Origin of the sequence: Xanthomonas bonasiae, from assembly GCF_017163705.1 — a bacterium.
GTDB classification, from domain to species: Bacteria; Pseudomonadota; Gammaproteobacteria; order Xanthomonadales; family Xanthomonadaceae; genus Xanthomonas_A; species Xanthomonas_A bonasiae.
Map to the genome: position 1 here is coordinate 179,650 of NZ_JAFIWB010000001.1, position 14,025 is coordinate 193,674.

General features: G+C 68.5%; 14 protein-coding genes. 2 read left to right on the top strand and 12 right to left on the bottom strand.

The window, feature by feature from the left end:
* Window positions 1-330: 330 nt before the first annotated feature.
* The 3 genes from JR064_RS00770 to JR064_RS00780 form a co-directional block, all read right to left on the bottom strand.
* On the bottom strand, window positions 331-1,797 hold the full coding sequence (locus tag JR064_RS00770) for a carotenoid oxygenase family protein (RefSeq protein ID WP_206228489.1): 1,467 nt from the start codon (window positions 1,795-1,797) through the stop codon (window positions 331-333).
* A 65-nt stretch (window positions 1,798-1,862) separates the two neighbouring features.
* Complete coding sequence (locus JR064_RS00775; RefSeq protein ID WP_338123849.1) at window positions 1,863-3,335, bottom strand: aldehyde dehydrogenase family protein; 1,473 nt, start codon at window positions 3,333-3,335, stop codon at window positions 1,863-1,865.
* Window positions 3,325-4,989: an FUSC family protein gene (locus JR064_RS00780; RefSeq protein ID WP_206228491.1), complete on the bottom strand. Its 1,665-nt coding sequence runs from the start codon at window positions 4,987-4,989 to the stop codon at window positions 3,325-3,327. The genes JR064_RS00775 and JR064_RS00780 overlap by 11 nt, the downstream gene beginning before the upstream one ends.
* A 230-nt stretch (window positions 4,990-5,219) precedes the next feature.
* On the opposite strand from JR064_RS00780, the gene JR064_RS00785 reads away from it, so the two are divergent.
* Window positions 5,220-5,828, top strand: coding sequence for a TetR/AcrR family transcriptional regulator (locus tag JR064_RS00785; protein ID WP_179564029.1), 609 nt, complete (start codon window positions 5,220-5,222; stop codon window positions 5,826-5,828).
* A 136-nt stretch (window positions 5,829-5,964) separates the two neighbouring features.
* Entirely contained in the window at window positions 5,965-7,029 is a 1,065-nt protein-coding gene (locus JR064_RS00790) for an SDR family oxidoreductase (protein WP_206228492.1), read from the top strand.
* A 463-nt stretch (window positions 7,030-7,492) separates the two neighbouring features.
* On the opposite strand, the gene lolD is transcribed toward JR064_RS00790, so the two are convergent.
* From lolD to JR064_RS00835, 9 genes are all read right to left on the bottom strand, one after another.
* The gene (gene lolD, locus JR064_RS00795; protein ID WP_191824595.1) at window positions 7,493-8,203 is read right to left on the bottom strand and encodes a lipoprotein-releasing ABC transporter ATP-binding protein LolD; all 711 of its coding nucleotides are present in this window, start codon (window positions 8,201-8,203) and stop codon (window positions 7,493-7,495) included.
* Between the two features lie 37 nt (window positions 8,204-8,240).
* Entirely contained in the window at window positions 8,241-9,485 is a 1,245-nt protein-coding gene (locus JR064_RS00800; protein WP_206228493.1) for a lipoprotein-releasing ABC transporter permease subunit, read from the bottom strand.
* A gap of 23 nt (window positions 9,486-9,508) precedes the next feature.
* A complete protein-coding gene (locus tag JR064_RS00805) occupies window positions 9,509-9,964 on the bottom strand; it encodes a hypothetical protein (RefSeq protein ID WP_206228494.1) in 456 nt (151 codons plus the stop codon).
* Entirely contained in the window at window positions 9,915-10,163 is a 249-nt protein-coding gene (locus tag JR064_RS00810; RefSeq protein WP_191824597.1) for an FAD assembly factor SdhE, read from the bottom strand. Before JR064_RS00810 ends, JR064_RS00805 begins: the two co-directional genes overlap by 50 nt.
* A gap of 128 nt (window positions 10,164-10,291) precedes the next feature.
* Window positions 10,292-11,074, bottom strand: a complete 783-nt coding sequence (locus JR064_RS00815; protein WP_179564023.1) for a succinate dehydrogenase iron-sulfur subunit — start codon at window positions 11,072-11,074, stop codon at window positions 10,292-10,294.
* Between the two features lie 104 nt (window positions 11,075-11,178).
* Window positions 11,179-12,969, bottom strand: a complete 1,791-nt coding sequence (gene sdhA, locus JR064_RS00820) for a succinate dehydrogenase flavoprotein subunit (RefSeq protein WP_206228495.1) — start codon at window positions 12,967-12,969, stop codon at window positions 11,179-11,181.
* Window positions 12,970-12,998: 29 nt separating this feature from the next.
* The gene (gene sdhD / locus JR064_RS00825; protein WP_179564020.1) at window positions 12,999-13,385 is read right to left on the bottom strand and encodes a succinate dehydrogenase, hydrophobic membrane anchor protein; all 387 of its coding nucleotides are present in this window, start codon (window positions 13,383-13,385) and stop codon (window positions 12,999-13,001) included.
* A complete protein-coding gene (gene sdhC / locus JR064_RS00830; protein ID WP_179564018.1) occupies window positions 13,382-13,774 on the bottom strand; it encodes a succinate dehydrogenase, cytochrome b556 subunit in 393 nt (130 codons plus the stop codon). The genes sdhD and sdhC overlap by 4 nt, the downstream gene beginning before the upstream one ends.
* 60 nt (window positions 13,775-13,834) lie before the next feature.
* On the bottom strand, window positions 13,835-14,005 hold the full coding sequence (locus JR064_RS00835; protein WP_179564016.1) for a DUF1674 domain-containing protein: 171 nt from the start codon (window positions 14,003-14,005) through the stop codon (window positions 13,835-13,837).
* Between the last annotated feature and the right edge of the window lie 20 nt (window positions 14,006-14,025).

Sequence of the window (14,025 nt, forward strand, 5' to 3'; positions counted from 1 at the left end):
GCGTAGGAATTCGCCTCAGCCGCCGCATCGGTCGGTGGCTGGGCCGCATCCCCTGCCCGACCGCAACGCGGCGGGCGAGGCGCACCGACATCGCTGCCGCGGCGAGGCAGGCCGGAACGCTCGACATCCCCGCCAAGTGGCCGCAGTGCCGTCGCTACGCACCCGCATCCGCGCCAGCGTCCCGATCGTCGTTGCGGCGGCACGCAGCAGCGCCAGGCGAGCGCAGCTACGGCGACCGTGCCGGGGGCACGCACGCGATCTCGCCCGGACCCGGCACGCCCGGCGACGCGGCCTGCGTCGACGCCTGCCGCGCGCGGCCCGGCAGTGCGATCAGACCGGCGCTGGCGCCAACGCCCTGGCCGGCGTCCAGTTGCCGTGCAACGACATGCGCATCCGCAACGGCACCTTGATGCGCGCCACCGGGCCATCGGCCATGCGCAGCGAATCGAACACCAGCAACTCGGTATCCTCGCCGTGCAGGTCGTTCAGCAGCGCGAGCACATAGCCGTCGCCTTCCGCCGCGTCGGCCGAACGCGGCACGAAGACCGGCTCCTGGAAGCATTGCGCATCGCCCGGATACCAGGCTTCGCTGGTGCCGGCCACCACATCGACATGCGCCAGCTGGTTGAAGAACTGGAACGGCGGCGCGCCGAGCGAGGCGTCGAACGGCAGCGTCGGATCGAACGCCAGCACGAAGCCATGCCGATACGGCTTGCCGCTGTAGCGTTCGTCGCAGCGCGGGAACTCGCACGGGAATTCGGTCAGCGCCACCGGCTCGATCGCGCCGCCCTGGGCGCTGAGGTCGAACGTCCAGCGCATCAGCTGCGAGCGCAGCGTCTCCGGCGACGGCACCGACCCATCGGCCTGCGGGAAGAAGTAGAAGACGTTGCCCGACGTCACCGGCATGTCCAGATAGAGCTTGTCGCCCTCTTCGTAGGCGTTGAGGGTATGGCCCTGGAAACCGTCCTTGGGGCCGGTGAACCAGCGCACGTCCTCGGCACCGCCGCCGCGCGGCAGCACGCCGAACAACTGCGGCAGATCCGGTTGCCACTGGAAATGCTGCCCGCCCTGGCGCATACGCTGCACATCCACGGTCAGCGGAATGAGCGGGAACACGACATGGTGTTCGGTGACCGCGAAGTCGTGGATCATCGCCGCGTACGGCGCCTCAAACCAGACTTCCTGCTTCAGCTTGCCCTGGGCGTCGAGCTCGAAATAGGCGATGTCCGGCGTGCCGTCGCCCTTGGCCTCATAGGCGAAGCACAGCAGGTCGCCGTTGTCGGGATCGACCTTGGGATGGGCGGTGAAGGTGGCCGAGGTGATCTGCCCGCCAAAGTCCCAGACCCCGCGCGTCTGCAGCGTGTGCGGATCGAGCGCGTAAGGCAGCGCGTCTTCCTTCATCGCCAGCAGCACGCCGCCATGGAACAGCACGGTGGTATTGGCAGTGGTGTTGTTGGCGGCGGCCAGCGCATCGTTGGTGTGCACGTTGCGATAGACGCCGTTGAGCGAACGCCCTTCGCGGCGCTGCGCCAGCAGGCGGTCGGTCTGCACATAGCGGCGGCGCAGGCTGACCCGGCCAGCTTCGAAACGGAACGCGCTGACCAGGCCGTCGCCGTTGAAGAAGATGTCCTTGCCCAGCATCGGCGGGTACTGCGAATCGGGCGAGACCTGGAAGAAGACGCCGTCGATCGCGGCCGGCACCTCACCTTCGATCTGCAAGTCGACCACATCGGCTTCGACGCGGCTGGGCTTGTACAGCCCGGTGAATTCGGGGATTTGCGGAAACAGCATGCTCATGGTGTTGTCCTTTTGCTGGGTAGGGCCTGGCGCGGGGTGAGCCAGCGGGATCGCCGGCGGATGGGTCAGAACGGAGCGGCGTACGCTTGGTGCTGCACGCTGATCCAGTGGTCGGTGGTGAACTCGTCGATGATCCAGTCGCTGTTGAAGCGGCCGATGCCGCTGTTCTTCTCGCCGCCGAACATCGCCGACGGGTCGTCGTTCGGGCTGATGTCGTTGATGTGGGTCATGCCGGCCTCGATCCGCTGCGCGAAGCGCAGACCGCGCGCCGCGTCGCCGGTGAACACCGCGCTGGACAGGCCGAACTCGGTGGCGTTGGCCATGCGCAGCGCGTCCTCCTCGTCGGCGGCGCGGATCAGCGGCGCGATCGGGCAGAACTGTTCGGTCTGCGCCAGCGCCGAGTCGTTGGCGACATCGACGAACACCTGCGGCGGCAGCACCTGCCCGATCGGCGCGCCGCCCAGCACCTGGCGCTGCCCCTCGGCCTGCGCGGCGGCCAGGCGCTGGGTCGCCGCCTGCAGTTGGCGGGCGTTGATCAGCGGGCCGATCACCGTGTCCGCCAGGTTGGGATCGCCCACCTTCAGCCCGCGCGCGCGCTCGACGAAGGCCTCCACGAAACGGTCGTACAGCGGCGCCTGCACGATGATGCGATTGCTGCTCATGCAGATCTGGCCCTGGTGCAGGAAACGGCCGACGATCGCGCCGGTCACCGCCCGCTCCAGGTCGGCATCGTCCAGGACCACGCACGGCGCGTTGCCGCCCAGCTCCAGGCCGACGCGCTTGAGCCGCGGCCCGCTGACGGCGAGCTCGCCGATGCGCCGCCCGACCCGGGTGGAGCCGGTGAAGGAGATGAATTTCGGAATCGGATGCAAGGTGAAGGCATCGCCGATCTCGCCGACCTGGCCGACGACGACGTTGAACAGCCCGGGCGGCAGCCCCGCCTCCTCGTAGATGCGCGCCAGCAGCAGTCCACCGGTCACCGGCGTGTCCTCGGCCGGCTTGAGCACCACGCCATTGCCCAGCGCCAGCGCCGGGGCGACGGAACGGCTGGACAGGTGCAGCGGCCAGTTCCACGGGCTGATCACGCCGACCACGCCGAGCGGGCTGCGGTACACGCGGCTCTCCTTGCCGGCGATGTCCACCGGCAGGATGCGGCCGGCCACGCGGCTGGGCATGGTCGCGGCGGCCAGCGCGTCGGCGCGCAGCGCGCCCCATTCCATCTCGGCCTTCAGACGGGTGCTGCCGGATTCGGCGATCAGCCAATCGACGATCTCGGCATGGCGGCGCTCGATGACCTCGGCGGCGCGCAGGAACACCGCGGCACGTTCGCGCGGCAAGGCGCGGGCCCAGTCGCGTTGCACCGCCGCGGCGGAACGGTAGGCCGCGTCCAGGTCGGCCCGCGACGCATTGGCGATCTCGGTCAGCAGCGACTGGTCGTAGGGATTGCGGTCCTGCAGCAGCGTGCCGGCGCTGCCGGGGCGCCACTGGCCGGCGATGTACTGCCCGGTGAAGTCGTTCGGGTATCGGCTATCGCTCACGGTGGTTGTCCTTGGTGGAGGTGGGCACGCGTTCGGCATGCGCGGCGGTTGCGGCGCGGCCGGTTGTGGAAGGCGGCATCGCGGCTTCGGCGAGCGAACGGCTGGTCAGCCGCCGGCGCGCCCACGCCAGGCACTGCAGCGTGTCGGCGGTCGCTTGCCGCGGATCGCTGCAGGCCAGCAACCGGACCTGCGCAGCGCGCAAGCGGCGGTGCGCACGCAGTGCCGCCGCCGCATCGGGCGCCCGCTCCAGGCGTGAGGTCAGGCGCGCGATGCGCCGCAGCAGCAGGCGGCGCCGTGCCGCCGGCGTGGCCGGCAGGATCAGCCAGTAGGTCGCGACCGCCAGCAGCACGCCGACGACGATCGCCGCCGCCTGGTGCAGCGCCACCGCGGCCGGCACCGGCGGCGAGCCGGGCTGGGCCACGAGCAGGAAGGTCAGGGTCAGATCGATCGCCATCCTGGCCGTGCGCGGTCGCTGCATCAGCCAGGCGCCCAGCAGCAGGAACGGCGCGGTGCACAGCAGCACCAGTAGCAGGCCCTCGGCATGCGGCAGCGCCAGCAGGCGCGCGCCGGCACCGAGGAGCGCGCCGGACAGCGAACCGAGCAGCACCTGCAGCAGCGCCTGGTTGCCCTGGTCGCTGCTGGAAAAAAGCGAGGCGAACAGCGCAGCGGTCATCGCCATCATCGCGCCCATCTGCCAGCCCGTGCCCCACCACAACGCGGCGGCGATGGCCAGCGCGACCACCGGGCGCAAGGCCGCGCGCGACATCGCGGCGACATCGATGTCCCATGCCAGGCCAGATGGAAGCGAGGCCGCGGGTCCGTGCAGCGCCTGTCGCAGTTCGTCGAGCGTCGCGGCCAGCGCCGGCTGTCCGGCCGATGCGGCGTGCGCGGCAAGCAGGACGAGCCGATCGTCGGCCTTGTGCGGCATCGCCGGCAGCTCGGAAACGGTGGCCGCTGGCGGCTGCAGCGTCAGCGCGATCAGCTCCAGCAACGGGCCGGCGATGCGCCGCACCCGCAGCGCGACGCGACGCCCGCTCAGCGAACCGGCCGCGTCGCTCTCGATGTCCCGATCGAGCGCCTGGATCTGCGCGATGGCGGCCACGGCCGGCGCCGGTGCGGCGCCGCGCAGCTGCGCCTCCACCCTGCACAGGCAACGCTGCAGAACCGCCTCCAGGCGCACCGCCACGTGCTCGCCGCGCGCCGCTGCTGCCCCATGCAGCGATACCAGGCTTACACAGACGATCCCGAGCACGGTGCAGACCACGCGGTCCAGTGCCAGCCCCGCGTCGAACGCGCCATCGCCGAGGCCGAACAGCGCCACGATCGCCGCGGTATAGCCGGCCAGCACGAAACCGTAGTTGCGGAAATGGCGAAACAGGCTGCCGACGCCCGCGCACAGCGCCAGCCACACGGCGATCGCCGCAAGCAACAGGGCCGGAACGCCACCGAGCGTGTGCAGGATCAAGGCGCCGACGATGGCCCCAAGCGCCGTTCCGACGAACCGTGCCACACCGCGTTCCAACAACAGCCCGCGGGTGGGCTGGGCGACCAGCCAGACCGTCATCGCCGCCCACCACGGATGCTGGATGCCCAGGCCCGCGGCGATCGCCAGCGCCAGCAACGCCGCAAGCGTCGTGCGCAATGCCCACGCCATCGGGCCATCCATGCCCAGGCCAGGTATCTGTCGCGAAACGAGCATCGGATTGGCCACGGGCCCTTCTTAACTGAACTAATTCGTACAGTTATCCGCCCAGGAAAGGGTCACGTCAACATTTCTTTACGATGTCGTTCAGTTATCGGCTATGTTATCGGCGAAGACTGCACCGGCCGCCAAGCGCGCCACGGCCTTCTTCCCTTCCGGATATCGACGAGACCCGCTGCACGATGCGCAAGAAAACCGAAGTCCGCCGCCTGAGCTTCGCCAATGCCGCCGGCAAGCTGTTCATCGAACGCGGCTTCGGCGCGGTGACCATGGAGGCGATCGCGGCGGAAGCCGGCGCCTCCAAGGTCACGCTGTATGGCTACTTCGCGAGCAAGGACGCCTTGTTCGAAGCGTTCGTGGTGGAAGCCGGCCGCGGCGGTCTCGCCGCGCTCGAGGCGTCGAAACAGGACACCGATCTGCAGCAGAGCCTGCTGCATCTGGGCACGGCCTACCTGGAGCTGGTGATGCGCCCGGATGTCGTCGCGCTCAACCGGCTGATCATCGGCGAAGCCGGACGCCAGCCGCAGCTGAGCCGCATCTTCTACGAGAACGGCCCCAAGCAGACCCTGCTCACGATCTGCGACGTACTGGAAAGCCTGATGGAGCGCGGCCTGCTGCGCCGCGCCGCGCCGCGGCAGACCGGCCTGTACTTCAAGTCGCTGTGCGAAGCGGGGATGCTGGAACGGCAGCTGTGGGGACTGGACCCGCCGCCCGATGCCGAGAGCCGCCAGGCCGCCGTGCTGAGCGCCATCGAGGCGTTCCTGCCTGCGTATCGTCCCGCATCGTCGTAACCGAAGTCCGCACCGCACCGGAGCAGCAAGACCCACGTCTCTTCTCGCGACTGCGACGCGCAGGTACCGACGACTTCGCCGCATGTTCATCGGCCTGCGGCTAGCGTGTGCCTTTTATGGCGAAGGAATTCTGCGCATGCGCAAGGGCACCGCACTGGTGGTCGGGGTCACCGGTATCTCCGGCTACAACCTGGCGAACGTTCTCGTTGCCGAAGGCTGGACCGTCTATGGGCTGGCGCGCCGCCCGGTCGCGCAGGAAGGCGTGATTCCGGTCGCGGCCGATCTGCTCGACCGCGACGCGACCATCGCCGCGCTGCGCGGGTTGCCGATCACCCATGTGTTCTTCTGCACCTGGACGCGGCGCGACACCGAGCAGGAAAACGTCGCCGCCAACGGCGCGATGCTGCGCCACCTGTGCGAGGGCCTGGACAGCGCAGCGCTGCAGCACATGGCGCTGGTCACCGGCACCAAGCACTACCTGGGGTCGTTCGAGCACTACGGCAGCGGCAAGGCGGAGACGCCGTTCCGCGAGAGCGAGCCGCGCCAGCCCGGCGAGAATTTCTACTACACGCTGGAGGACCTGCTGTTCGACGCCGCCGCGCGCCATGGCTTCGGCTGGAGCGTGCACCGCTCGCACACCATGATCGGCCAGGCCAACGGCAGCAATGCGATGAACATGGGCGTGACCCTGGCGGTGTACGCGACGCTGTGCAGGCACAGCGGGCAACCGTTCGTGTTTCCCGGTTCGCGCGCGCAATGGGACAGCCTCACCGACCTCACCGACGCCGGCCTGCTCGGCCGCCAACTGGCCTGGGCCGCGACCAGTCCGTCTGCGCGCAACCAGGCGTTCAACACGGTCAACGGCGACGTGTTCCGCTGGCGCTGGATGTGGGGCGAGATCGCCGCGTTCTTCGGCCTGGAGGCGGCACCGTATCCGGATGCGCCGATGCCGCTGCAGCCGCGCCTGCAGCACACCGCACCGGCGCAGTGGCGCGAGATCGCCGAACGCCATGGGCTGGTACAGGCGGACGTGGACCAGTTGGCGTCGTGGTGGCACACCGATGCCGACCTCGGCCGTGAGATCGAGTGCGTCAACGACATGACCAAGAGCCGCGATCTGGGCTTCCTCGGCTATTACGACAGCCGCGCGTCGTTCCTGGAGCTGTTCGCGCGGCTGCGCGCGCAGCGGGTGATTCCCTGACGGTCGCAGCATCGGCGGGATAGCCGCCGCCGCTGTGAGAGCGGCGGTGCGGGATTGCCGAATTGATGGACGCTTGAGCGGTCTTCATGCGGTTGGTCGCCCCTGTTGCGGGAGCGACTCCACATGCCTCGGCCCATCAGCCCATCGGTTCCGCGACCGGACAGACGCCGACTTCGCTCGTCGCGGCTGAAGCCGCTCCTACAGTGGCTTGCGGGCGACCGGCTGGGTGCACTGTGGGAGGGACTTCAGTCCCGACTGTTTCCGAAGCCGGATAGCAGGATGGCTTCGTTTGTCGCGGCTGAAGCCGCTCCTACAGGAAGCTCGCGGGCGACTCGCCGGGTGCACTGTAGGAGCGGCTTCAGCCGCGACAGATCGCCGAAACCGCCATGCTCCCGGGATGCATGGGTCGTGAGCGACGGGCCGCGGCCATGCCGGCGCGCCTTCCACGCCGGCATGCCTGCCGCTACACGTCGGCAGGCGCCAGTTCGCGCAGCTTGCCCTGGTGCAGTTCCAGCACGCGGTCGAGCTTGCGCGCCAGGCTGCGGTCGTGGGTGACCAGGGCCAGGCTGGTGCCGTGCGCGCGGTTGAGGTCGAGCATCAGCGCGAACACGTTGGCCGCGGTCTTGTCGTCGAGGTTGCCGGTCGGTTCGTCGCCGAGCACGCAGGCCGGGCGGTTGACCAGCGCGCGCGCCACCGCCGCACGCTGGCGCTCGCCGCCGGACAGCTCGCCGGGCTTGTGCTCCAGGCGGTGACCCAGGCCCACCGATTCCAGCAGCGCACGTGCGCGCGCGTCGGCGTCCTTGACCGCGGCGCCGCCCAGCAGCACCGGCATCATCACGTTCTCCAGCGCGGTGAATTCCGGCAGCAGGTGATGGAACTGGTAGACGAAGCCGAGCGAGCGGTTGCGCAGCTGGCCGCGCGCCGCGTCCGACAGCGCCGACATGCGCTGCCCGGCCACATACACCTCGCCGGCAGTGGGGACGTCCAGGCCGCCGAGCAGGTGCAGCAGCGTGCTCTTGCCGGCGCCGGACGCGCCGACGATGGCCACGGTCTCGCCCGGCGCCACCGCCAGGTCCAGCCCGTCGAACACCGGCGTGCGCATCTTGCCCTCGGCGTAGGTCTTGCCCAAGCCCTCGGCGCGGATCGCCGCCTCCGCTCGCTGTGGCTTTTGCATATCCGAATCCCCAATCCCCAATCCCGACTCCCGGCCCTCATTCATAACGCAGCGCCTCCGCCGGTTGCGTGCGCGCGGCGCGCCAGGCCGGATACAGCGTGGCCAGGAAGCTCATCAGCAGCGCGACGATGGTGATCACCACCACGTCGTGCGGCTGCATGTCGGTGGGCAGGCCGGTGATGTAGTACACGTCCTCCGGCAGCAGCTTGATGTTGAACAGCGCCTCGATGCCGGCCAGGATCCGCTCCAGGTTCAAGGTCAGCAGGATGCCGCCGATCACCCCGGCGATGGTGCCGAACACGCCGATCAGCGTGCCCTGCACCATGAACACCTGCATCACCCCGCCCGGGCTCAGCCCCAGCGTGCGCAGGATGGCGATGTCGGCCTGCTTGTCGGTGACCAGCATCACCTGCGAGGACACCAGGTTGAACGCACCCATCGCGATGATCAGCGACAGCAGGATGCCCATCACCGTCTTTTCCATCTTCAGCGACTGGTACAGGTTGGCGTTCTCGCGGGTCCAGTCGCTGACCATGTACGGGCCGTGCAGGTTCAGCGCCAGGTCGCGCGCCACCTCCCAGGCCAGGTCCATGTTGTGCAGCTTCAGGCGCACGCCGGTGACGCCGTCGCCCATGCGCAGCACGCGCTGCATGTCCGGCATGCTGGTCACCGCCAGGCCGCGGTCGATCTCGTTGTAGCCGGCTTCGAAGATGCCGCTGACGGTGAAGCGCTTGTAGCGTGGCACCATGCCCATCGGGCTGGCCTGCGGTTCGCCGAGCATCACCACCACCTTGTCGCCGACGCCCACGCCCAGCCACAGCGCCAGTTCCTGGCCGAGCAGGATGTTGTAGGAGCCGGGGGTGAGGCTGTCGATCGAGCCCTGCTTCATCTTCTGCGCCAGCACCGAGACCTTGGCCTCTTCGCTGGGCAGGATGCCGCGCACGATCGCCGGCTGGTTGCGCTGCCCGGTGAGCAGCGCCTCCTCTTCCACGTACGGCGCGGCGCCGGCCACGCGCGGATCGCGGGTCGCCACGTCCACCGCATGCTGCCAGTCCTCCATCGGCGCGCCTTGCGCGCTGACCGTGGCATGCGCGGCCATCTGCAGCAGGCGGTCGCGGATCTCTTTCTGGAAGCCGCTCATCACCGCCAGCGTGGTGATCAGCACGGTCACGCCCAGGGCGATGCCGAGGATCGAGGCCATCGAGATGAAAGAGATGAAATTGTTGCGGCGCTTGGCGCGCAGATAGCGCAGGCCGATGGCCACGGGTAAGGGTTTGAACATGCGCAGCCACCATCCAGGGAGCGCTATGGTGCCATCTGCGGCGGCGCAGACGAAGCGGCACGGGCCTGAGCGGCCAGACGCAGTTCACGTCGTGCCGGCGGCGGCAGCGTATCCGGCCACCAGGCCAGGCGCCCGACCCGGCCATCCACGTCGCGCCAGCGCACGAAGGCCAGCGGCCCGCGCCAGTCCACCTGCAGCGCCGCCAGCGGCTGGCCGTCGAGGCTTGCCGCGGCGCTGCCCTGCGGCGGGATCAGCAGCGCGCGCGGCGCGCGCCGGGCTTCGCGCCGCAGCAGCAGTGCCGCATACAGCGCGGCCAGCGCCGCCGCCGGCCAGGCGCAACTGCGCGGCATGTCCGAACCCAGGATCGACAGCGGCGCCAGCACGCTCAGCAGCGCCAGCGCCGCCAGCAGCCAGCGCGAGGGACGCCACTCAAGCCGGCATGGCGCGGATGGTGGCGATGAGATCGGCGGCGCGTGCATCGGGACAAGCCTCGTAGCCCATGAACCAGCGCCACAACTTATCGTCCTCGCAGTCGAGCAGGTATAGGAAAACCCCGCGCTCGGCTTCGGATGCCTGCGCCCAGCGCCGGTCCAGGTAGCGCCCGAACAGCTGGTCCAGTTCGCGCATGCCGCGCCGGCAGCGCCAGCGCAGCTTCTTCAGTTCGGTGGCTTCGTCCATCGCATCGCACCCTTGTCTGCTGGCGGGCGCCTTGCCGGCGACCGTCGAAAACGCGCGCGGCACCGAACCCGAAAGCCGGTGCCGCGCAGTCGAACGGGCCCGCCGTCCGTGGTTGGAACGCTAGCCGATCAGGCGCGGCGCGCCATCATCAGCTTCTTGATCTCGGCGATCGCCAGCGCCGGGTTCAGCCCCTTCGGGCAGGTCCGCGCGCAGTTCATGATGGTGTGGCAGCGGTACAGCTTGAACGGATCTTCCAGATCGTCCAGGCGCGCACCGGTGTCCTCGTCGCGCGAGTCGATGATCCAGCGGTAGGCCTGCAGCAGGATCGCCGGGCCCAGGTAGCGCTCGCCGTTCCACCAGTAGCTCGGGCAGCTGGTCGAGCAGCACGCGCACAGGATGCATTCGTACAGGCCGTCGAGCTTCTTGCGGTCTTCCGGCGACTGCAGCCGCTCGCGGTCCGGCGGCGGCGGGGTCTGGGTGCGGATCCACGGCTTGATCGACGCGTACTGCGCGTAGAAGTGGGTCAGGTCCGGCACCAGATCCTTGATCACGCTCATGTGCGGCAGCGGATAGATCGGCACTTCGGCCTTGTCGCAGTCGGCGATCGCCTTGGTGCAGGCCAGCGTGTTGGTGCCGTCGATGTTCATCGCGCACGACCCGCAGATACCCTCGCGGCAGGAACGGCGGAAGGTCAGGGTCGGATCGATCTCGTTCTTGATCTTGATCAGCGCGTCCAGGACCATCGGGCCGCACGCGTCCAGATCCACCTCGTAGGTGTCGGTGCGCGGGTTGCTGTCGTCGTCCGGATTCCAACGGTAGACCTTGAAGGTACGAGCATTCTTCGCGCCGGTGGCGGGAAAGTGCTTGCCCTTGCCGATCTTGGAATTCTTGGGGAGGGTGAACTCTGCCATGGCTTTTAAAATCCGGGATTGGGGATTAGGGATTGGGGATAGGTTGAGAGCAGGAAACGATGTGCTTCGAATCCCGAATCACCAATCCCCAATCCCGGCTTTGGTCAGTAGACGCGCGGTTTCGGCGGCACCACGTCGACGTCCTTGCTGAGCGTGTACATGTGCACCGGGCGGTAGTCGAAGCTGCACTGGCCCTTGTCGTCGACGGTGACCAGGGTGTGCTTCTGCCAGTTGACGTCGTCGCGGTCCGGGAAATCCTCGTGCGCATGCGCGCCGCGGCTTTCCTTGCGTTGCTCGGCCGAGTTGATCGTCGCCACCGCGTTGAGCAGCAGGTTGTTCAGCTCGTAGGTCTCGATCAGGTCCGAATTCCACACCAGCGAGCGGTCGGAGACCTTCACGTCCTCGAACGTGGCGTAGATCTCGGCCATCTTGTCAACGCCTTCCTTGAGCGTCTTGCTGGTGCGGAACACCGCCGCGTCGGACTGCATGGTGCGCTGCATCTTGTCGCGGATCACCGAGGTCGGCGTGCCGCCATTGGAATTGCGCAGCTTGTCGAGCAGGCCCAGCGCCTTGTCGCAGGAATCGCTGGCCAGGGTCTTGTGCGGCGCGCCGGTCTTGATCGTCTCGGCGCAGCGGTTGGCCACCGCACGCCCGAACACCACCAGGTCCAGCAGCGAGTTGGAACCCAGGCGGTTGGCGCCGTGCACCGACACGCAGGCCGCTTCGCCGATCGCGTACAGGCCGGGCACCACCGCATCGGGGTTGTCGCCGTCCTTGCGCACCACTTCGCCGTGGTAGTTGGTCGGGATGCCGCCCATGTTGTAGTGCACGGTCGGGATCACCGGGATCGGCTGCTTGGCCACATCGACGCCGGCGAAGATGTGCGCGCTCTCGGCGATGCCGGGCAGCTTCTCGTTGATCACTTCCGGGCCGAGGTGGGTCAGGTCGAGCAGGATGTGGTCCTTGTGCTCGCCGACGCCGCGGCCTTCGCGGATCTCGATGGTCATCGAACGCGACACCACGTCGCGCGAGGCCAGATCCTTGTAGTGCGGCGCGTAGCGCTCCATGAAGCGCTCGCCGTTGCTGTTGCGCAGGATGCCGCCTTCGCCGCGCACGCCCTCGGTGATCAGGCAGCCGGCACCGTAGATGCCGGTGGGGTGGAACTGCACGAACTCCATGTCCTGCATCGGCAGGCCGGCGCGCATCACCAGGCCGCCGCCGTCGCCGGTGCAGGTATGCGCGGAGGTGGCGCTGAAGTAGGCGCGGCCGTAGCCGCCGGTGGCCAGCACCACGCCATGGGCGCGGAACAGGTGCAGCGAGCCTTCGGCCATGTCCAGCGCGAGCACGCCGCGGCACACGCCTTCCTCGTCGAAGATCAGGTCGAGCGCGAAGTATTCGATCATGAAGCGCGCGTTGTGCGCCAGCGACTGTTGGTACAGCGTGTGCAGCATGGCGTGACCGGTACGGTCGGCGGCGGCGCAGGTGCGCTGCGCGGACGGGCCTTCGCCGTACTTGGTGGTCATGCCGCCGAACGGACGCTGGTAGATCTTGCCGTCCTCGGTGCGGCTGAACGGCACGCCGTAGTGCTCCAGCTCGATGATCGCCGGGATCGCCTCGCGGCACATGTACTCGATCGCGTCCTGGTCGCCCAGCCAGTCCGAGCCCTTGATGGTGTCGTAGAAGTGGTAGCGCCAGTCGTCTTCGCCCATGTTGCCGAGCGCGGCGGAGATGCCGCCCTGCGCGGCCACGGTGTGCGAACGGGTCGGGAAGACCTTGGTCAGGCAGACCGTCTGCAGGCCCTTGGCGGCCAGGCCGAAGGTGGCGCGCAGGCCGGCGCCGCCGGCGCCGACCACGACCATGTCGTACTTGTGTTCGGTGATCTTGTAAGCGGACATCTAGTTTGAATTCCTGTTCCGGGCGCCGATCAGGCGCTGCCCAGCGCGATGCGGGCGACCGCGAATACACCGACGATCGCACCGAGCACGGCGACGAACTTCACCGTGGTCTGCAGCGCCAGGGCCAGCAGCGAGTTGTGCACATAGTCTTCGAGGATCACCTGCAGGCCGATCTGCGCATGCCAGAACATCGCGACCAGGAAGCCGACCAGCAGCACCGCGTTCCACGGCTTGGCCACCGCCTCGGTGGCAGTGACGTAGTCGGCGCCGAGCAGGCTCAGCACGAACACCAGGAACCAGATGGTGAGGCCGACCAGCGCGGTGGCGGTGAGCCGCTGCAGCACGAAGTGCTCGGTGCCGGACTTGGCGGCACCCAGGCCGCGCACGTTCTTCAACGGGGTGCGATATCGGCTCATGCGGCGGCTCCGGTCAGCACGTAGGCCCAGATCAGCGCGACGATCACCAGGCTGCCGATCACCGACAGCCAGCTGTTGCGCACGAAGGCGGGGATGCTGAAGCCGTGGCCGAAGTCCTGCACGATGTGGCGCAGGCCGTTGCACAGGTGGTAGGCGAAGGCCCAGCTCCAAGCGAACAGGAACAGCTGGCCGTACCAGGCGCCGGCCATGCCGCGGAAGCAGTTCCAGGAGGCCGGGCCGAGCATCAGCACCAACAGCGCGGCCGCAATGATCAGGGCACCGACCGACAGGATGATGCCAGTGGCTCGATGCAGGATCGAGGTCACCATCTGGATCTGCCAGCGATAGACCTGCAGGTGGGGGGAAAGAGGACGTTCGCGGGTCGCCATTCGCTGGGCTCGTTGTCTCGGCTGGGCGGCGTGCTTAAGGCCGCGTTGGCTCAAAGCTGCTCAAAAATCGATGCAGCGTCCGTTTTTCTCCCAGTCGCCGTAGCGCGTCGGCTCGAGGCCGCCGCGACCGCCGATTTCCCGCGGCGCAGGCGTCGCTTCCGGAGTGTTCTCCTCGGCGGGTCGCTGCGTTTCGGGATCGGGCTCGGGTGTGGGGGTTGGTTGGCCTATCATGCGGGTCTCACAACAGCGTA

Bases quoted from the DNA above. Each gene is read 5' to 3' on its own strand.
- sdhD (WP_179564020.1), bottom strand. From the start codon at position 13,385: ATGAGCCGATATCGCACCCCGTTGAAGAACGTGCGCGGCCTGGGTGCC.
- JR064_RS00785 (WP_179564029.1), top strand. From the start codon at position 5,220: ATGCGCAAGAAAACCGAAGTCCGCCGCCTGAGCTTCGCCAATGCCGCC.
- sdhA (WP_206228495.1), bottom strand. From the start codon at position 12,969: ATGTCCGCTTACAAGATCACCGAACACAAGTACGACATGGTCGTGGTC.
- lolD (WP_191824595.1), bottom strand. From the start codon at position 8,203: ATGCAAAAGCCACAGCGAGCGGAGGCGGCGATCCGCGCCGAGGGCTTG.
- JR064_RS00805 (WP_206228494.1), bottom strand. From the start codon at position 9,964: ATGCACGCGCCGCCGATCTCATCGCCACCATCCGCGCCATGCCGGCTT.
- JR064_RS00835 (WP_179564016.1), bottom strand. From the start codon at position 14,005: ATGATAGGCCAACCAACCCCCACACCCGAGCCCGATCCCGAAACGCAG.
- JR064_RS00770 (WP_206228489.1), bottom strand. From the start codon at position 1,797: ATGAGCATGCTGTTTCCGCAAATCCCCGAATTCACCGGGCTGTACAAG.
- JR064_RS00790 (WP_206228492.1), top strand. From the start codon at position 5,965: ATGCGCAAGGGCACCGCACTGGTGGTCGGGGTCACCGGTATCTCCGGC.
- JR064_RS00780 (WP_206228491.1), bottom strand. From the start codon at position 4,989: ATGGCGTGGGCATTGCGCACGACGCTTGCGGCGTTGCTGGCGCTGGCG.
- JR064_RS00815 (WP_179564023.1), bottom strand. From the start codon at position 11,074: ATGGCAGAGTTCACCCTCCCCAAGAATTCCAAGATCGGCAAGGGCAAG.
- sdhC (WP_179564018.1), bottom strand. From the start codon at position 13,774: ATGGCGACCCGCGAACGTCCTCTTTCCCCCCACCTGCAGGTCTATCGC.
- JR064_RS00800 (WP_206228493.1), bottom strand. From the start codon at position 9,485: ATGTTCAAACCCTTACCCGTGGCCATCGGCCTGCGCTATCTGCGCGCC.
- JR064_RS00810 (WP_191824597.1), bottom strand. From the start codon at position 10,163: ATGGACGAAGCCACCGAACTGAAGAAGCTGCGCTGGCGCTGCCGGCGC.